Below are 15328 nucleotides of genomic sequence, written 5' to 3'. Positions count from 1 at the left end.
TTTTTTTATCTTTATCTCTTATATTATCGGCATAATTTTTTATTCTTTAAGAGTCTGCTAAAAAAAGAAAATCATTTGCATAAACATGCAAATGATTTTTTCAACAAAGTGTGTTTTCAAAATCTTTTTTTCCTAAAAATACTTATATTATTGCAATTGATTAATCCATTTGTTCCATAAGAGTTTACTTCACCTAAAATAAGAGGTTCTATATAATTAATCAATTCATCCTCTACCTGCCCATGGCCTTTAAGCCAATTAATAGGTACATTTTTCACTTTATTACGGACTTTATGAAGTTTAATAAGTTTTGTATTACAAGAATATTTGCTACCCACTACTCTATATAAAGCTGTCATATATCCACTATATCCATCTATTGCATATTTAATTGAAGCCCTACCAACCATTTCTGCTTCTTCTATATCGGTTTTAGAAGCACAATGTATAGCACACCTTTGTATCACTCCCACTTCTGTGAGTTTAACATTATTTGTAACGTTATTTTTTAAACATTGCTGCAAGTACCTTCCTATTCCTCCCAGCTGTACATGTTCAAAATCATCACTTTGATAACAATTATTATCTACATTAATATACTCACCGTTTCCATCCTTTAGTCCCTCTGATGTTACAATAAGAAGTTTATTATTATTTTTCAGTGAATTTTTTACGTCTCTTAAAAATTCTATTTCATTAAAAGGAATCTCAGGTAAATAAATTAATTTATTTATTTCTATGCCAGATTTTTGTAAAATACCTGTTGATGCTGCTATCCATCCAGCATCCCTTCCCATTACCTCCATAATCATTATAGATTCCTTATCATATGTGTTATTATCAAGCCAAAGCTCCATAGCAACGTTTGATACATATTTAGCTGTACTTCCAAACCCAGGGCAATGATCTGTGCCCACTAAATCATTGTCAATGGTTTTTGGTACACCAATTGTATTCATTTCATATCCAATATTTTCACAATATTTGCTAATTTTATATGCAGCATCCATAGAATCATTGCCACCGATATACATAAAATATTTTATATTAAACCTCTCAAATATATCTATTAATTTTTTATAGTCTTTATCATTATCCTTAAAATCTTCCAATTTATATCTGCAAGATCCAAATGCTACTGAAGGCATATATTTAAGTGATTCAATACTCTCAATATCTAGACCTTTCACATCAATAATATTTTTTTCTAAAATTCCTTTAATCCCATATATTCCAGCATAAACTGTAAAATTGCTATCTAAAGATAAAAACTCCTTTATAATGCCGTAAGCCGATGCATTTATTACAGATGTTGGTCCTCCAGACTCAGCTAATAAACAATTTCCTTTAATCATATTCAATATAGAACCTCCTTTGTCTTATAAAAAAAGACTCGGTAGAAAACCGCCGAGTCTTTTTTACTATAAATAAATTATTTATTTACAGCCTGTTTAATACCCTTGAATATAAACATTATAGCTACGGATCCAGAATCAGGTGTCCCTAAAGGTCTATCTTTGTAATATGCTGCACGTCCAAACACCGGAACTAGTTGTTTTGTATTTTCTACCCCTTTTTCAGCTGCCTGAAATGCTTTTTCAAATGCTTCTGCCAAATTGTTTTTTTCCGCGCATGCAACTCCTAAAGCATCAACAGCAGGTGAAAGAGCATCTAACATAGTTCTATCTCCAACCTTTGCCTTACCTCTTTCCATTACGCCACTAACAGCTGCATGTCCCATTTTAACTACTTCTTCAAGCCCTATTTCAGTGAAACCTTTTACCTGCTTTGCACCCTTAATAAAACAAATTGACATTAGTGTACCCATAGTAGATGCAACCGTTGTATTCATTTTCATTCCAAGTTTCATAAATATAACGCCAATATCATCTGAGTCGATGTTATCAATTTCATCATAAACACATTTAAAACCCTTTGTCATTGTGAGACCTAAATCTCCATCTCCCATTGAGGCATCTAATTCAATAAGATGTTCTTTTTCTGCGTTTAACACTGTTAACACTTCTCCAAGTATTTGCTTTAAATTTGCTTTATTTATCTTCTCCATTAAATCCAACCCCTTTATGATTTATCAATTGCTTGTCATTTATCTTAACTGTTGAAAAAATGGTGAATACGCTGGCTTATCTAACAAATCCTTTAGTTCATCATCTAATTTTAATAGAGAAATTGACATTCCAGCCATTTCTAAAGAAGTAGCATATTCCCCAATATAAGGTTTATAAATTTTAATGCCTTTATTTTTCAAAATTTCACTTGCCTTTCTATAAGCAATATACAACTCTTCCTTAGGTGTAGCTCCTAAACCGTTAACTAATATTGAAACTTCGACCCCACTAGTATAAGGTAGATCTTCAATGATTTTATCCAAAATTATCTGTACTACTTCGTCTACAGTTTTCATTTCACATCTCTTAATTCCTGGTTCACCATGTATCCCCATACCTATTTCCATTTCATTATCTGCTATAGAAAAAGTAGCCTTTCCAGCCTCAGGAACAATACATGGTGTAAGTGCAACTCCCATTGTTCTAATATTATCCACTGCTTTTTGGGCAACTGTTTTTAAAGCCTTTAGGTCATACATTTTTTCAGCTGCAGCTCCTGCTATTTTATATGCAAAGAACAGTCCAGCAACTCCTCGTCTTTTATTTTCTTCTCCTTTAGGAGCAGATGCTACATCATCTGTTACTAAAACTTCTTCAACTAAAATATCATCCATGGAAGCAAAATCTGAAGCCATTCCAAAATTAAGCATGTCTCCTCCGTAATTACCATATAAATGAAGCACTCCTGCCCCACTACTAATTACCTTATCAACTTCATACATTGCTTCTGCACTTGGCGACGCAAAAACATTTCCTACCGTAACTCCATCTGCTAGTCCATAACCAACATATCCAAGAAATGTTGGAAGATGTCCTGAACCACCACCTGTAGCTATTGCTACTTTATTTTTCTTCTTTTCATCAGCTCTCACAACACATCTAAAATCATTATTTACAAGTTTTAAACTTTCAGGATGCGCTGCTATTATGCCCTCAATAGTTTCTCTTGCAAAATCTTCTGGTTTATTCATTAATTTTTTCATTGTAAATCCACCCCCGTGACCTATTTATTAAGTTTTATTTCGGAAGGATATTGCCATTTTCCTAGTTCTTCTACAGAAAATGCTTTTGGCTCCTTTCCGCCATTAATTACAAGAGTTCTATAATATACTTCTGCTAATTCTTCAACATAATGAGCTTTTAAAAGTGATTCTTTGGCATCTTTATCCACTGCGAGTACGCCATGTCCTTCTAAAAGTATTACATCAGATCTCTTAATTGGTTCAATAACACTTTCTGAAAGTTCTTTAGTACCTGGTCTTCCATAGGAAGCAACTGGTATCACTCCATCTTTAAGTGATAAATTTGCACACTCATAAACTATTGCTGGTATTTCTTTTTTTAATACTGCAAATGCAGTTGCAAAACGAGAATGTGTATGTGAAACAGCTAAAACATCTTCTCTTGTTTTATACACTTGTAAATGCATTAAAAGTTCACTAGTTGGTCGTACATTTGTTTCTATTTCAATAACACTGGCTTCTAAATCTACAACACATATATCATGAAAAGTTAACTCTTCTCTATCAACACCCGATGGAGTTACTACTACATACCCAGTTTTTTCATCTCTAATACTGAAATTACCTGATCTATGCTTACAAAGCCCTGATCTATCAGCCTCTTGTGCAATTTTAACTACTTCTTTTTTTAAGTTTTCTAACATAGTTTATTCCTCCAATTATTAATTATATTTTTAAAGTGATAAATCTCTCTTTTTCATATACTTTGCATAATAAACGAATAATCCAAAGAATCCGATTAGACCTACTAGTCCAACTACATCTCCATGAATTATATTTAGCCCATGAGCAAGTACCCATCTGAATTCAGGACATTCTACTCCAAAATAAGTTAAATACTGTCCACTTGGAACCTTGATTGAACCTACACTTTTTGCTAATTGAGTAACAATTGGTGCAAAGCTAGAAGATACTGCAAGATAAAATGGTGTTGCAATTAATCCCAGTAAAATCATTCTTATTAAATTTCCACCAGTTACAATTAATGCTGGAACAATAACACAAACATTAATTATACCGGCTAGAGGAATAACACTATTCATTCCTGCCTTAGACATTAGTACCGCAAACAACAATTCAAAAGGTACTAGTATAATTGCAGCAACCCATATTTCTGATTGTCCTGCAAGGAAAGGCCAGTCAAGTCCAATATAGATTTCTCTTCCCTTAAATCGTTTCTTCATAAATGTTCCTGTTGCATCAGCTATTGGTGCTAATGCCTGCATGAACAATTTAGCTACCATTGGGAATAATACAAGAGCAGTTGCAACTTGCATTGCAGTATTCAACGTATCTTTAACATTATATCCACCAAACATTGCAATAATGGCTCCCACAATAAATCCCATAACACTGTTTTCACCAAAGACACCTATTTTGTCTTTTAGTTGTTCCGCATTTATATTAATTTTATTTAAACCAGGTACAAAATCTAACAACCTATTTATTGGCGCAAGTATAGCTGCTTCAATACACATATAGTGTGTACAGGCCACCCCTGGTATTTTTGTAATGGCATACAATTGTTTTTGTGATATATCTGCACTTTTAAGTTCTAATACCACCTGAATGGCAGCAGCGACAAATGCTAATGGAATGCTTCCTGTTATAGCTGCAACCATAGTTGCTGTAAATATTTTACCCCAGACATTCCATAAATCTACATTTAAACAATCCGTTAATCCTAATCCTAACATAAGCAAATTTATACCTATTTGAAGTGGAAACATAAGCAATGCATACGGCCAAGCCCAAGCTATTGCTGACATTGGAGCCCAACCTACATCTATTGAATTAAGTTGAATACCTGTGTGATGTACAAATGCCGTAGCTGCCGGACTTATAGCATTAAACATAAAACCTAACACTACATTCATTCCTGTGAAAGCTATTCCAAGAGTTATGCCAGCTATTATCGCCCTTTTAGGTTTCATTTTCATGCATAACCCAAGTACTATCATTATTATTGGTAAAAATATTGCTGCTCCTAGTCCTAATATATAATTAATTACTACGCTCATATTTTTCCCCCCTATTTAATTATAAAATTATATTTAAATAAATCGTGTTTAGTAGTATAATTAGTTAATTGAAATTTTTCATATCTCCCTATATAATTCTCATGGGAGATTTTTTTTTATTCTTTTAAAAAATTTTTCAATTTCTCAAACTCCTCATCCATTCCCATACCAGTTAAAAACGGTATTCCACTTATTGTTGGTTTTCCCCAATCCTTTGTTCCTGATGAAACTATGGATACGTAAATATCGCATTGGTCGATAACGTTTTCAAGTGACTTAATATCAACTGCTTCAACGTTTACACGAATATTATTATCTTCGCACATATTCCCAATTTTAGATGCTACAGTTTGAGATGTAGCCACTCCTGATCCACATGCAACAAAAATATTTTTCATTATTAATTCCTCCTTTTATTCCTTATACTGCCCTAAATAGTCATTTAGACTATTCAGCTCATTAATTTTAAGGATATTTACTCTAAGACATAACCTGTGCTAGTATATCCACCACCTCTTTACTAGTTTTGCAATTACGAATGCTAAGTAGTCTTTCTTTATTTGATAGAATTGACATAAGCTTGCTTAAAGTAGGAACTTGATCTTTAGGATTTTTAATTGCAAGCATAAATACCAATTCTGCGTGAACATCATTAAGTTCATTTGCCATTTCTTTAAAAATTACCGGTTTTTTTAATATAACAATTACCACCGCAGATTTTTCTACATGTATTGCATCTGTATGTGGTATTGCAACCTTTACACCATTGGTGTTTAATCCTGTTGGATAAAGTGCTTCTCTTTTAAGGATACCTTCTAAATAGGACTCCTTTACATAACCCTTTTTTCTTAATATTTCCGACATTTTTTTTAATAATTCTTCTTTATTTTCTGCTTCATAGTTCATAAAAACTAAATCTTCATATAATAGCTGTTCAGTTGGATTCATTATGTAACCTCCTTTATGAAATATCTTTACACAATATTACTTAGCAACTATCATGCCAACTCACTGCATAGCCTATGGATAGGCACTTAGGCGAAAAAAATATGCACTAATCTTGTAATATAATTAGTGCATATTTTTTAGTGCTTATTAAAATAAGCATATTCTATTATATTTTATTCTTAATGTTTTCATATACACTGTAAGGAATAGACATATTCCCATATCCCGTGCCAAGGCTTATTTCTGGTCTATTTTCACCATGGAAATCAGTTCCCCCAGAAAATTCAATTCCATATTTATCTATTATATAATCCAAAAATTCATTATCCTCTTCACTATAAGACGGATAATATCTCTCAATTCCACGAAGTCCCATATCTATTAGATACTTTATATTAACTTCCATCTGTGCTTTTGTAAGTCCATTTAACCCTATGTTTTTATTATAATGAGCCAAAAATGAAAGCCCACCTGAATTTTTAATAATATCAATGGCTTCCTCAGTTGTAAATAATTCATCCTTTCCATAAGGAATAGGATCTAGGTATTTATCCCATATTTCTTGTGAATTATAACTAATGCCATATCTAATAAAATATTTATGTATATCATATCTATCTAAATATTTATTCACTGAATTTTGCTTCAAATCATTAATATCTATATCAATTCCCTTCAATTTTATAACTTGAAGTATTGATTTAATAGCTCCTTCTCTAGCTAATTTCATCTTAGTATATGGTTTTAAAAAATTGCTACTTTTTATATCAATTCCTAGCCCCAATATATGGAGTTTTCTTTTATCTTTATACAATGAACTTATTTCTACTCCATTTATAAAATCCACATTAAGGTCTCTTGCACTCTTATAAGCTTCATTGATTCCATCAACACTATCATGATCCGTTAATGAAATAGCTTTTACATTTGTTTTTACCGCAAGGCTTACTATTTCCTTTGGACTGAACGTGCCGTCAGACATGTAGGAATGAACATGTAAATCTATTTTGTAGTCCATAAAGCCACCTCCTCATATTATATTTTCATTATAGCTCATTTTTCACTTTTAAAATTTACATGTAAAAAATACTAAATATTTTGTTGCTTTTTGCTGTCTTTTGTATTATGTTACTTAAAAGGAGTGATTTTAATGAAAATTGCAATTTGGTATGTTTTGGTTTTATTGGACTGTGTTTTTCTAATTATCTCAATACTATCTCACAATATTTATTTCACGGTTTCATGCTTTGTTATTGCTATAATTCTAAACAAATTTAAAAAAGACATCCCTATGCCTAAACAGTTTCAGAATTTAAATATTATTCATAAGCATGGAGATAAATAAATTAGCAGATGGTAGGTGAACTTTTTTGAAAAATGTAGACATTGTTTTAAATTATATAACACACAAAGTTACAAAAGACTATATCTTAAATTGTTTAGAAGTTGACGAACCCTTGGGCGTAACTGCGGGAGAAATACAAGAAAACTTAAATATATTAAGAAACAATGCAAGTACAGTATTAAGCGAATTATGGAAATCATCAAACTTAATAAAAATAAATACAAGACCAGTTGCCTTTATTCCCAAAAATATTATTAAAGAATTTTATAATATAAACCAGTATACCCTTAATGATTGTTATTCATCAAATGAATTGAAAGAACTAATTACTAATGCGAATATTGAAAACGTTTATATTGATCCTTTTGAATATTTAATTGGAAGTAGCGGTAGTCTCCAACATGAAATTGAAAAATCAAAAGCTGCACTAACCTATCCTCCTAAAGGCCTAAATACTTTAATTTTAGGAGAAAGTGGTGTAGGTAAAACTACTTTTGCTTATGCTATGCATGAATTTGGTAAGAGTAAAAAAGGTGCTACTGATAACAACTATCCATTTATTTCTTTTAATTGTTCTGACTACTTTAACAACCCTCAACTACTACTTTCTCAACTTTTTGGATATTGTAAGGGTGCTTTTACTGGTGCTGATAACGATAAAATGGGTTTAGTAGAAAAAGCAGATGGTGGGATACTTTTTCTTGATGAAATTCATAGGCTCCCACCAGCTGGTCAAGAAATGCTTTTTTATCTAATGGATAAGGGCGAATTCCACAGAATGGGCGAGACTGATAATAAAAGGAAAAGTAATGTACTGATTATTGCCGCAACCACTGAAGAACCTAGTGGTAGCCTACTCTCAACATTTCTCAGGAGAATTCCTGTAGTAATAACGCTACCTTCTTTTAGAGAAAAGGCTATTAATGAAAAATTTGAAATTATCCAAAGTCTATTTTCATACGAATCAAAAAATCTAAACAAAGAAATTATAGTTTCTCCTCAAATACTTAAAGCACTTGCTTTATACAAATTTAATGTAGGAAATATAGGACAATTGCGATCTGAAATAAAACTTTTATGTGCAAAATCTTTTCTAAATCATCTTCAAAACCAACAGGATTTGAAAATAAGTTTTGATATGCTTGATAAGTCCATAAGAGAGGATTCCCTTAACAACAACAATAGTGATAAAAATTCAAAGGCATATTTAGATATGTACTCAGAAGACCTAATAATATCTCCACTAGATGAAAAAGAGTATTATGAAGACAACTCAAAAAAAGATATATATGAACTAATAATTAAAACATTAGAAGATTTTAAAAATCATGATCTAAGTGACGAAACCATAGAAACAAAAGTTAATTCCTTAATAGATGATTATTTTAAGGACATCATGCACAGCTTCAACTTAAAAAAATTACATTTGCATCAACTATATAAAATTGTCCCAAAAGATATAACTGATTTTTCAGCAAAATTAATTAATATTGCTGAAGATGAACTTTCTATAAAATTTAATAATAAATTTATTTTTGGATTCGCACTTCATATACAGGCTCTTTTAAAAAGGATTTCCGATGAAAAACCAATAAAAAATCCTAATATTATAAAAACAAAACGTGACTATCCTGAAGAATTTAGAGTTGCAAAAAAATTAGTAAACTTATTAAATGAAAATTTCGGAATATTAATTCCTGAAGATGAAAAAGGTTTTTTAACTATTTTATTGGCCAATAATAGACTAGATAATAAGTGTGAAACAAAAGGTATTAATATTTTTGTTATATGCCATGGATACAGTACAGCTACCAGCATGGTAACCGTTGCTAATACGCTTTTGACTTCAGATTATATGAAAGCTATTGATATGCACCTTGATGACGATATATCTGAAACTTATAATAGAATTAAAACTATTGCTTTAGCAAATAATAATGATAAAGGTATACTTTTCCTTGTAGATATGGGTTCCTTATGTGGATTTGCTGAAAAACTTACGAATGACACCGGTATAAAAACTAAAACCATAAGTGATGTATCAACACTTTTAGTTATTGAGGCATTACGAAATGTGCTTTATAAAAACGATAATCTTGAAACAATATATAATTCATTAATTAATAAAAATTTACCTCCACTTAATACAAATCAGGTTAAAAAGAAAGCTATATTAACATTTTGTACTACTGGGCAAGGTGCTAGCATGATAGCCAAAAATATTGTCACCCAAATATTAGCTAATAGATATGGAGCTAAACTTGAAATCATAACAACTAACAATTTGGATTCAGAAACAAATATTACTGATTTTAAAGACAAATATGAAATTTTAGCAGTTATAGGAAGTTTTAATCCTAATATAAACGTTCCCTACTTCCCTATAAGTAAACTTTTAAATACCAGTTTTCAAAAAGAATTTATCAAATTAATTGATAGTAATTTTAATGATGTTAGAATTATGCCTATTCCTATTAAAAGCGTATATGAAACTTCAAAGGAGATGCTAGAGGAGTATGTGAAATTTATCAATCCTAAAATTGCAGTTGTAAACATTAAAAAATTTATTGACTCCCTTAAACCAATTTATACAAAGGTATCTAATGATGCCTTAATAGATTTTATCATTCATCTTGGTTGTATGTTAGACAGGTGTATAAATAAAGACCTTGTTAGATTTGAAAATATAAATAATTATAAAGAAAAAAATATCAAACAATTTGATATTTTACGTAAAACCATATCTATCCTTGAAAGTGCCTATAATATAAGCATTAATGACGATGAAATATGTTATATTATAAAAATTATCAATAGATAAACCCTAAAACCCACTATTATTAATTGGTTTCTGGCATGGCGTTGACTGACGTAAAAAATGTTTATTGTCAGCCACTCTATGGTAGCGCCATTTAATACTTACTAAATATATGATAACTTTATTTCAAAAAAACGTGAACATATCAGAAACCAAGTTCTTCATTGATTATTACAATTTCCATATCCATGCCACTCATTTTTTTATAGTAAGTTATAATGCTATTACATATACGATCTGGGCTGGAACAATTATAGCAGCGATCTCCTTTTATTGCACAGGGTGTCCTAAGTCCTAGTCTCATAGCATTGCGAGGAGCTGCAATATTACGAGCACGCCAGATTGCCTCTTCAAGCGTAGGTGTGAGTTTATTTGTACCTACAACAAAATATACCTTTTGGTGACCGAACAGTGATCCAGCAATGCGATTACCGGTTCCATCGATATTTACCAGTTCTCCGGTTTCTGACATGGCATTTACTGAAGTCAAAAAAATATTTGTAGTAAGACACTCTAGGGCAGTGTCTTTAAATGTTTTCCCTAGCACGCAATGTGCAGGATCAACAACCCTGTTATGAGAAGAAAGTCGCTGAAACATGTTCATATGTAGCAAGGTATCCGAATCACCAAAGCCAACAGATTCATCATTGATGCTACTGTCCAAATATTTTGCCGCCTCTTCCACTGTTTTAAATAACATTACTGAATAACCGTTATACTTAAGTGCTACAATTGCTTTTTCAATATTCATAATTACACCATATCCTCCAAAATTCATTCATATCCTTAGGGTTATATCTTTCTGTAATTGATTTTATTATATCACATGAAATTTATGTTTTTTACATTTCAAGCCTTAGATTATACATTCATGGTTTATAGGTCATTGTTTGTGATATTTTCTTTTTTTCCACCCCTACCGAAAATATTTTTACACCAAACATGAGCAATGCTGAAATTAGTGCTATGAAAAATGTCAGAATCCAAATTGATTTATATCCATGTAGCTGCATATATGCACCGGAAAGTGAAGTACTAACTGATGCTCCTATCGCCCAGCCTAGGCAATAAGTCTTGCCCTATAATTATTAGGACTATTATTTGCAATATAAACCCCTGAACTTATTGAACTAAGTATTTCCCCCATGTGAATTCTCAGCAAATGGGTGTTTGCTAACTATTTGACAACTTGCACAAAAATTCATACAATATTCCTATAGCGTCATACTAAAAACTTTATTACTTCTATGATATTTTGTATCTTGAGAAAGGATGTAGTAAAATGGATAAATCTAACTATTGATACTGAAAAAGTTGGACTTGAAAAAAGCCTGGATATTGTTATAGAATATCTGAAAAAGCGGTTTGAAAATAAAATAATCTAATTATTTAGGAAGGTACATAGATTTGTGTAAATCAAATCTATGTACCTTCCTTTTTTATTTATCAGATGTTAACCGGCTCCTTTGGTTTTTTAGCGTAGTAGGAGCAATTGTGGTGCTTGGAGTAGTACCTGTACCACTCATTATGGCATCAATGATTCCCTGCTGGGTTACGGCATAGGTAGACCTGTTAAATAATCCAAAACCGTACTGTCCGTTAACTCCGTTATCCCAATAAATAGGTACGGAACTATACTTCTTGGCAGCTATGCATACTGATTTCGCAAATGCCGCACGATAAGTATTGTTATTTGAATCAGCACTTGTTTTATCTACTGAACCATATTCTCCAATTACAACAGGATATCCTTGCGTTACGAATTTATCATACATCTCCTTGAATTGTGAGTTCAAATAGTCCTCCTGGCCCCAGGTTGATTTTTTAGTAATATCTGTAGCTGATGTACCCCATTGTGTTATTGCTCCAGATTCTTCACCGCAGAAGTCCCAAGGCGAGTAGTAATGTGCTGATACCATTATTCTTTTTTCAGAACTTGGAACTGTGGTTGACCTGTACGTATCTGTAGGAAGCACAAAACCATAGTTACCTGCGGTGTAATCAATGTTGGTATTCCAACCCGGAACTAGTAGCCATCTCGCACTATTGTTCCCACCAGTTTGTCTTACAGTATCAACAAAAATTTGATTATAAGCATTTATGTTTGAATAGTAGTTGGCATTAGGTGTGCCATAAGTGCCATCAAATTCTTCGTTCATTGATTCAAAAATCAAATGCTCATTGTAATTTACAAATGTATTTGCAATCTGTTGCCATACTTTTTGATATTTTGCTTTAATAGTTGTTTGGTCACTGGAATTACACAATAGCCACGCACCAGTAATGGAAGTATATCCATCTCCATGTATGTTGATGACTACATTCAGCCCCTGGCTGTAAGCATAATCAACAACTTCCTTTATTCTAGCCAGCCACTTAGCATCAATGGTGTAATTCGGTGCACTGCCTATTTTACTTAAATATGAAACAGGAATACGAATTGTTTTAAATCCAGCTGCTTTTACTTTTTGAATGAGAGCCTTTGTAATTGTTGGATTACCCCAGGCTGTTTCACTAGGCGTGCCGTTAGAATTAGCTTCAAGCTGATTTCCTAAGTTCCAGCCTGCCCCCATTGCAGAAACAATTTGTGTAGCATTTAATTGCGTGAAATCACTAGTTGTTGCAGGAGTTGCAATTACTACAGAACTCCAACCAGGAATGACAGTTGTAAACACGAAAACCATAGCTAGTATAAAAAGCTTAGATGACTTAACTTTTAACATCATAAAACATCCCTCCATATAAAAATAAAATAATGTAAATAACTTTTAATACAAAATTTAGGAGATTATATCTATACCAATAATATATCACAAAAAAATATAAATGGAAATATTTTTACACCAAACATGAATAATGCTGAAATTAGTGCTATAAAAAATGTCAGAATCCAAATTGGTTTATATCCATGTAGCTGCATATATGCACCGGAAAGTGAAGTACTAACCGATGCTCCTATTGCCCAGCCTATTAAGGAAATTGCAATCAAATTTTTTATTCAAACACCTTGCATCATGTATCTAAAAGATATATACTGAATATATCTTTTAGATATAAAGGAGTGAATTAAAATAATGAATGAACTTTTTATTTTAGGTGAATTAATGGAAGGACCGCAAAGCGGGTACCATCTACATAATGCAATGCAACTCTCCTTAGGCCGTCATCGTAAAATCAGCTATGGAGTTATTTATCCATTACTTGAAAAATTTCAAAATCAAGGTTTTTTAGAAATGAGTGACCTAGGATCAGATGGAAAAAATAAGAAAGTTGCTACTATTACAGAAAAAGGGAAAAAACGTTTTTTTGAACTAATGAAAATGCCTGTTCCCACTGGAGCTCACAATACGGATATCTATTTAATAAAGCTTGATGTGATGCAGCACCTTGCAAAAGAAGCACAAATGGAATTATTAGATGAATTCTATGAGGAGCAAAAATACATCATAGAAGATACGCAAGATGGACTCGAAAGATTAGCTAAAGAAAATTCAAAAGATCACTGGTATGCAAGTAAGAAGCTTCAGCTAAGACTACAGCAAACCAACGTGACAATTAAATGGATTGAAAAATTCAAACATGAATTGAAGAAAGAATGGTGAACAGAATGTCAAAAGAAATAAAAATAGCCTTATTAATGGCTGCGAGTCTCTTTATGGAGATTTTAGATGGAACAATTGTAACCACCGCACTACCTAAAATGGCTCAATATTTTCATACAGGTTCGGCAACAATTGCTTTACTAATAAGTGTGTATTTAATTACAGTTGCCATTTTTATCCCGTTAAGTGGGTGGATGGCTAATCGATTTGGGAAAAAGAAAATTTGGATTGTTGCTGTTATCGTATTTACCCTTAGCTCCCTAAGTAATGCATTAGCACCTAACTTTTCTTTCCTTTTAGTAATGAGAATTATACAAGGAATTTCTGGTGCTTTTATGACACCTACAGCAAGACTGATTGTATTAGAAAAGACACCAGCTTCACGTCTTTTACAAATGATTAGTTATCTCATTTGGCCAGCACTCATAGCACCCGCAATAGCACCAGTGATTGGTGGATTTATTGTTACTTACTGGAGCTGGCAGTGGATTTTCCTAATTAATATACCCATAGGTTTAATTATAGTGTTAATCGGTATAAAATTAATTGATAATGATCAGGTACATAAAGCAGTTCCTTTTGATATTTTAGGATTTATAGAAATTGCCGTTTCATCCGCCATGATTCTACTTGGAACGGAGCTAGCCACTCATGGGAAAAACTACTGGTTTAGTGCATTAGGATTAATTGTTTTAGGCGTAATAATCGGCTTTGTGGTTTTTAAGCATCTAAAAAAAGCAGAAAATCCATTATTTTCAATTGATTCTTTAAAAATAACTTCTTTTAGAATCTTTCAGACAAGTGGTTCTGTTTTGTGGCTATGCGTTGGCGCATTACCATACATACTAACAATTTTTTTACAAACGGTGTTTCATTGGTCCCCAGTAAAAGCAGGTAGTTATGTTCTATTTATTTTTGTTGGAAATATTGGAATCAAACCTTTTACCAATATGATTATTCGTAAGCTAGGCTATAAGGGTGCACTATTGTCATCATTTGGAATGGTATTTATTACATCCATTGCCTTAGCATTCATTGAAACCACTACTTTGCCTATTTGGATAATGTTTTTAGCATTAATCTCAGGTGTAGGACGTTCATTAGCATTAACCGCTTATAATGGACTAAGTTTTTCTGAAATAGAACCTAAAAATAGAAATAGCGCAAATACTTTAAGTGCTGTGGTTTCAACACTGGCTCAAGGGATGGGAATATCACTTATTACAGTTGTTGTGAACTTATTACAAATTTTCTTTACAATTACTACTGCATATAAATTCGGTTTTATCTTTCTTGGTCTATTGATGCTATTTCCAGTAATTGAAGTACTATTTCTACCTAAAAATATTGGTCATGCAACAATCAGATAGTTTTAATCAGTACATAGGTAAGTCAATTTACAACTTGTTATAACAAAAAAAATTAGCAACAAAAAAGAAGCAT

General features: G+C 32.0%; 14 protein-coding genes. 3 read left to right on the top strand and 11 right to left on the bottom strand.

Translation table 11 applies throughout. The features are described 5' to 3' along the window. Positions 1 to 116: 116 nt before the first annotated feature. From BR66_RS22980 to BR66_RS0102500, 8 genes are all read right to left on the bottom strand, one after another. Complete coding sequence (locus tag BR66_RS22980; RefSeq protein ID WP_035795412.1) at positions 117 to 1355, bottom strand: 6-phosphofructokinase; 1239 nt, start codon at positions 1353 to 1355, stop codon at positions 117 to 119. Between the two features lie 77 nt (positions 1356 to 1432). Beyond that, positions 1433 to 2068 carry a dihydroxyacetone kinase subunit DhaL gene (gene dhaL, locus BR66_RS0102530; protein ID WP_026881483.1) on the bottom strand — a complete coding sequence of 212 codons (636 nt, stop codon included), beginning with the start codon at positions 2066 to 2068 and terminating at the stop codon, positions 1433 to 1435. A 39-nt stretch (positions 2069 to 2107) separates the two neighbouring features. After that, a complete protein-coding gene (locus BR66_RS0102525; RefSeq protein ID WP_026881482.1) occupies positions 2108 to 3112 on the bottom strand; it encodes a dihydroxyacetone kinase subunit DhaK in 1005 nt (334 codons plus the stop codon). Between the two features lie 20 nt (positions 3113 to 3132). Further along, positions 3133 to 3795, bottom strand: a complete 663-nt coding sequence (locus BR66_RS0102520; RefSeq protein ID WP_026881481.1) for a class II aldolase/adducin family protein — start codon at positions 3793 to 3795, stop codon at positions 3133 to 3135. Between the two features lie 30 nt (positions 3796 to 3825). Continuing rightward, positions 3826 to 5172 carry a PTS galactitol transporter subunit IIC gene (locus BR66_RS0102515; protein WP_026881480.1) on the bottom strand — a complete coding sequence of 449 codons (1347 nt, stop codon included), beginning with the start codon at positions 5170 to 5172 and terminating at the stop codon, positions 3826 to 3828. A 116-nt stretch (positions 5173 to 5288) separates the two neighbouring features. Beyond that, positions 5289 to 5570, bottom strand: a complete 282-nt coding sequence (locus tag BR66_RS0102510; protein ID WP_026881479.1) for a PTS sugar transporter subunit IIB — start codon at positions 5568 to 5570, stop codon at positions 5289 to 5291. Between the two features lie 82 nt (positions 5571 to 5652). Next, on the bottom strand, positions 5653 to 6120 hold the full coding sequence (locus BR66_RS0102505; protein WP_026881478.1) for a PTS sugar transporter subunit IIA: 468 nt from the start codon (positions 6118 to 6120) through the stop codon (positions 5653 to 5655). Between the two features lie 166 nt (positions 6121 to 6286). Further along, entirely contained in the window at positions 6287 to 7138 is an 852-nt protein-coding gene (locus tag BR66_RS0102500; RefSeq protein WP_026881477.1) for a PHP domain-containing protein, read from the bottom strand. A gap of 352 nt (positions 7139 to 7490) precedes the next feature. Between BR66_RS0102500 and BR66_RS0102490 the strand changes: the two genes are divergently transcribed. Beyond that, positions 7491 to 10286, top strand: coding sequence for a sigma-54-dependent transcriptional regulator (locus BR66_RS0102490; RefSeq protein WP_026881475.1), 2796 nt, complete (start codon positions 7491 to 7493; stop codon positions 10284 to 10286). Positions 10287 to 10428: 142 nt separating this feature from the next. On the opposite strand, the gene BR66_RS0102485 is transcribed toward BR66_RS0102490, so the two are convergent. The 3 genes from BR66_RS0102485 to BR66_RS26210 all read right to left on the bottom strand — a co-directional run bounded on the left by BR66_RS0102485 (position 10429) and on the right by BR66_RS26210 (position 13272). Next, entirely contained in the window at positions 10429 to 11061 is a 633-nt protein-coding gene (locus tag BR66_RS0102485; protein WP_026881474.1) for a lactate utilization protein, read from the bottom strand. Between the two features lie 661 nt (positions 11062 to 11722). Continuing rightward, positions 11723 to 13009, bottom strand: a complete 1287-nt coding sequence (locus BR66_RS22975) for a glycoside hydrolase family 5 protein (protein ID WP_242841092.1) — start codon at positions 13007 to 13009, stop codon at positions 11723 to 11725. 68 nt (positions 13010 to 13077) lie between these two features. Then, the gene (locus BR66_RS26210) at positions 13078 to 13272 is read right to left on the bottom strand and encodes a hypothetical protein (RefSeq protein WP_026881473.1); all 195 of its coding nucleotides are present in this window, start codon (positions 13270 to 13272) and stop codon (positions 13078 to 13080) included. A gap of 85 nt (positions 13273 to 13357) precedes the next feature. Between BR66_RS26210 and BR66_RS0102465 the strand changes: the two genes are divergently transcribed. Beyond that, entirely contained in the window at positions 13358 to 13885 is a 528-nt protein-coding gene (locus BR66_RS0102465; RefSeq protein ID WP_035795328.1) for a PadR family transcriptional regulator, read from the top strand. Between the two features lie 5 nt (positions 13886 to 13890). Then, positions 13891 to 15255, top strand: a complete 1365-nt coding sequence (locus BR66_RS0102460; protein ID WP_026881471.1) for an MFS transporter — start codon at positions 13891 to 13893, stop codon at positions 15253 to 15255. The last annotated feature ends 73 nt before the right edge of the window (positions 15256 to 15328 follow it).

It is taken from the genome of Clostridium akagii DSM 12554 (assembly GCF_000686725.1).
Classification (GTDB): Bacteria; Bacillota; Clostridia; order Clostridiales; family Clostridiaceae; genus Clostridium_I; species Clostridium_I akagii.
Note: the sequence above shows the minus strand (reverse complement) of the source record. Positions and strands in the feature narration are given on the sequence as shown.

What these genes read in the sequence shown, in the direction of transcription:
- dhaL (WP_026881483.1), bottom strand. Translation starts at nt 2,068, where the DNA reads ATGGAGAAGATAAATAAAGCAAATTTAAAGCAAATACTTGGAGAAGTG.
- BR66_RS0102485 (WP_026881474.1), bottom strand. Translation starts at nt 11,061, where the DNA reads ATGAATTTTGGAGGATATGGTGTAATTATGAATATTGAAAAAGCAATT.
- BR66_RS0102520 (WP_026881481.1), bottom strand. Translation starts at nt 3,795, where the DNA reads ATGTTAGAAAACTTAAAAAAAGAAGTAGTTAAAATTGCACAAGAGGCT.
- BR66_RS22975 (WP_242841092.1), bottom strand. Translation starts at nt 13,009, where the DNA reads ATGATGTTAAAAGTTAAGTCATCTAAGCTTTTTATACTAGCTATGGTT.
- BR66_RS22980 (WP_035795412.1), bottom strand. Translation starts at nt 1,355, where the DNA reads ATGATTAAAGGAAATTGTTTATTAGCTGAGTCTGGAGGACCAACATCT.
- BR66_RS0102510 (WP_026881479.1), bottom strand. Translation starts at nt 5,570, where the DNA reads ATGAAAAATATTTTTGTTGCATGTGGATCAGGAGTGGCTACATCTCAA.
- BR66_RS0102500 (WP_026881477.1), bottom strand. Translation starts at nt 7,138, where the DNA reads ATGGACTACAAAATAGATTTACATGTTCATTCCTACATGTCTGACGGC.
- BR66_RS0102460 (WP_026881471.1), top strand. Translation starts at nt 13,891, where the DNA reads ATGTCAAAAGAAATAAAAATAGCCTTATTAATGGCTGCGAGTCTCTTT.
- BR66_RS0102515 (WP_026881480.1), bottom strand. Translation starts at nt 5,172, where the DNA reads ATGAGCGTAGTAATTAATTATATATTAGGACTAGGAGCAGCAATATTT.
- BR66_RS0102525 (WP_026881482.1), bottom strand. Translation starts at nt 3,112, where the DNA reads ATGAAAAAATTAATGAATAAACCAGAAGATTTTGCAAGAGAAACTATT.
- BR66_RS0102465 (WP_035795328.1), top strand. Translation starts at nt 13,358, where the DNA reads ATGAATGAACTTTTTATTTTAGGTGAATTAATGGAAGGACCGCAAAGC.
- BR66_RS0102505 (WP_026881478.1), bottom strand. Translation starts at nt 6,120, where the DNA reads ATGAATCCAACTGAACAGCTATTATATGAAGATTTAGTTTTTATGAAC.